The organism is Chitinophaga sp. (assembly GCF_036569125.1).
Classification (GTDB): Bacteria; Bacteroidota; Bacteroidia; order Chitinophagales; family Chitinophagaceae; genus Chitinophaga.
In genome coordinates this window covers 1-3619 of the sequence record NZ_DATCRF010000675.1, presented here as the reverse complement: position 1 = coordinate 3619, position 3619 = coordinate 1, and the positions used below count along the sequence as shown (strand labels likewise).

Genomic DNA, 3619 nt, shown 5'->3' with positions numbered 1-3619 from the left:
CCCCTTTCTAATCCCTCGTACCAAAGCTATTCCGCGGGTCCATCTTCATTTTCAGGTCGTATTCCTTTGGCGGCTCTGCATGCAGCAGGTTACGCACAAAATAATCCCAGCGGCGGCGCATCATATAATAGGTATAGGCGCCATACCCGTGCTTACTGTTGGGGAAAATGATCAGGTCATAATCCTTATTGGCTTTTTCCAGCGCTTCCACCACCAGTAAAGTATTGTAGGGCGGCACATTGTTATCCATCATGCCATGCGCCAGTAACAGCTTGCCTTTCAGGTTGGCGGCGTAGTTCTGGTTAGCCTGGGCATTGTAATCGGAGTTGGCGGCAAGGCCGTTATAACGCTCGCCCCAGTCATCCTCATAGTTACGGTTGTCGTGATTGCCGGATTCGGAGATGCCTACCTTAAAGAAATCGGGGTAGCGGAACATGGCGCAGGCAGTTGCAAAACCACCGCCGGAATGCCCCCAGATGCCTATACGGGATGTATCAATATAGCTGTATTGCGCTGCCAGCTGGCGGATGCCGCCTACCTGGTCGGGCAGGGTATTCTCCGCCATGTTGCCATAGCTCATATCATGGAAGCTTTTGGAACGCAGCGGGTTGCTGGTGCCTTCCAGCACCATTACCACAAAACCCAGCTCGGCCAGCGCCTGGTGATCAATGCGGGAGGCTACGAACGACCAGTTGCCGCCAACGCTGCCGCCCTGCGGCCCGGGATAGATATAATCAATGATGGGATATTTCTTTTGCGGGTCCAGGTTGGAGGGGGTGTACAGCAAACCGTAAATATCTGTTTTGCCGTCGTGCGCCTTCACAGAAAAGGGTTTGGCTGCATGCCAGCCGGTAGCGGTGAGCCGGCTCAGGTCTGCTTTTTCCAGGTTGGTTATCAGCTTGCCATCCATTTTACGCAGCACGGTTACCGGTGGTATGTTGGGCTGTGAATAGCTGTCAATAAAATAGTTGTTATCCGGCGAAAGGGTTACCTGGTGGTTGCCTTCTTCCGGGGTAAGCAATGTTAAATGCTGCCCGTCGAAACCTATTTTATAAAAATGGCTGAAGTAGGGATTGCCCGGCTCGCGGCCATCTGCAATAAAATACAGCTCCCGGTTCTTTTCATCTACTTTAATCAATTTAGTTACCACCCAATCTCCTTTGGTCACCTGGTTCTTGAGCTTACCGGTAGCCGCATCATATAAATATAAATGGCCCCAGTTATCGCGTTCGGAATACCAGATGATCTCATTGGACTTTTTCAGGTAACGCCAGTTAATAGCGCCCTGGCCGGATTCATATTGTGTGGCTACTTTTTCTTCCAGCACCTCGCGTACTGCGCCGGTGGCGGCATCGGCAATGCGCAGCTTTTCTTCCTTATGGTCGCGGGAGGTGGAAACAAATGCCAGCTGCGTGTTATCATCGCTCCAGTCCACATCATCAAAAGTACCGCTGCTTGAAATATCGTCGCTTAAAGTACCGCGATGGGCATCCGGCGCTACCTGTATGTTAATGACCTTCGGATTTTCCACGTCAATGATCACACGCTGAATGGTGATGATGGTGGAATCCCCTGGCAGCGGGTACTTCCAGGCCTGCAGTGTGGGTGCGCCCACATTGGTGGTAACCAGGTACATGCTGTTCACATTGCGCTCATCCTGCCGGAAAGTGGCAATTTTCTTTGAATCGTGCGACCAGCGCAGCACCGGTTTATCGCTGCTGCTCCAGCCGGCGTTATCGGTAGCATAACCTAAATCCTGCACCCCATCTGTAGTGAGCTGTGTTTGCTGGTTGGAGGCCAGGTCGCGTACCCATAAATTATGCTCCTTAATAAAGGCTGCCTTCTTCCCATCCGGGGATACTACTTCGTTGCCGGGAGCGGGATTCCTGCGGTTGTAAGGCAGGGCATTATTGTTAGCGATAACAGGTGTATTATTATCGGCTTCGCAATTGTATTGCTGCAGGTCGCATTTCCAGTGTTTGCCGCGGGACGAGAAAACAATGGCCTTCCCATCTGCCGAAAAGTTAAAGGACATAAAAGGCAACATGTAGGCTGCGCAAGGCTTGCCGGTGGCTTTTGCAATGGCGGCGGCTAATTTTTCGTGGTTGAAAGCCGGTGCGCGGACGCCTTTTGCCGGATCAACCAATATAAATTCACTCCCCTGTGCGGTTAATACGCGGTACCAGAACTTACCACCTGGCATCCAGTTAGGTACAATAGTGCTCCGGTCGATCAGCGCTTCGGTATTGTAAGAGAGCATGCTTTCTGCACGTGCGTAATCCTGTGCGGTTAATGATGGGTTGGTTTGTGCCTCCACAGCGGTAGTAACCGCCATACAGGCCGCAGCGATCAAGATTTTGTTCATTTGATAACAAGATAATATTGGGGCTGAATATACAGGAATTTCTGAAATGCCGGCAAGGGGATTGGGACGAATGGTAGTGCCTGGCTGCTGCCCCATCACGATTAATTGAATAAAAATCACAAAAAGTATATTTTAGCGAAAACTTTAATTATATGCAGTACAGAACATTTGGAAGGACGGGCTGGAATGTGAGCGAAATAGGCTATGGCATGTGGGGAATGGCCGGCTGGACGGGTTCAGAAGAAAAGGAAGTGAATAAAGCGCTGGACAGATCCATTGAGCTGGGATGCAATTTTTTTGATACTGCCTGGGGTTATGGAGAGGGTTTGAGCGAGAACATCTTAAACAGGACCTTGCGCCGCCACCCCGGTAAAAGATTGTATGTAGCCACTAAAATTCCGCCTAAGAACCTGAAGTGGCCTTCCAAACCGCATTTTAAGCTGGAGGAAGTATTTCCTGCCGATCATATTATAGACTATACCAACAAAAGTTTAAAGAACCTGGGCGTAGAGTCCATTGACCTGCAACAATTTCATGTGTGGGAAGATAACTGGGCGCAGCTGGATGAATGGAAAGAAGCCATTACAAAACTAAGCGACCAGGGTAAGGTGCAGGCCTGGGGCATAAGCGTGAACCGCTGGGAACCGGAGAACTGCCTGAAAACATTAAGAACCGGCCTGATAGACGCCGTGCAGGTGATCTACAATATTTTTGACCAGGCGCCGGAAGACAAACTATTCCCGCTGTGCCGCGAAAAAAATATTGCGGTGATTGCGCGGGTGCCCTTTGATGAAGGCACACTCACCGGCACCTTTACCAAACAAACCACCTTCCCTATTGGCGACTGGCGCTCCAGCTACTTTGTGCCGGAGAACCTGAACAGCAGCGTAGAACATGCTGATGCGCTTAAGCCCCTGATCCCTGCCGGTATGACCATGGCGGAAATGGCGCTGCGTTTTATTGTCAGCAACCCGGATGTAGCTACCACTATTCCCGGTATGCGGAAAATAAAGAACGTGGAATCCAACATGGGCGCCAGTGACGGGAACGGCCTGCCGGATAAATTATTGAACCAGCTGAAAAGTCATCGCTGGGACCGGGAGCCTACGGGGTGGTCGCAGTGAGGAATGTAAAATCATAAATGTAAAATTTTAAATGTAAAAGTGGAATGCAGCGGATAAGGGACTGTATTCCACTTTTGCATTTATCTCGTTCATAAGGCCTTTTAAATGATCTTTATGAACCGCCTACGCC

At 50.2% G+C, this 3619-nt stretch carries 2 protein-coding genes; one reads left to right on the top strand and one right to left on the bottom strand.

Going from position 1 to position 3619, the window contains the following annotated elements; all coding sequences use genetic code 11:
• Window positions 1-7: 7 nt before the first annotated feature.
• The gene (locus tag VIM87_RS25100; protein WP_331999649.1) at window positions 8-2365 is read right to left on the bottom strand and encodes a S9 family peptidase; all 2358 of its coding nucleotides are present in this window, start codon (window positions 2363-2365) and stop codon (window positions 8-10) included.
• A 152-nt stretch (window positions 2366-2517) separates the two neighbouring features.
• On the opposite strand from VIM87_RS25100, the gene VIM87_RS25095 reads away from it, so the two are divergent.
• On the top strand, window positions 2518-3489 hold the full coding sequence (locus VIM87_RS25095; RefSeq protein WP_331999648.1) for an aldo/keto reductase: 972 nt from the start codon (window positions 2518-2520) through the stop codon (window positions 3487-3489).
• Window positions 3490-3619: the final 130 nt, after the last annotated feature.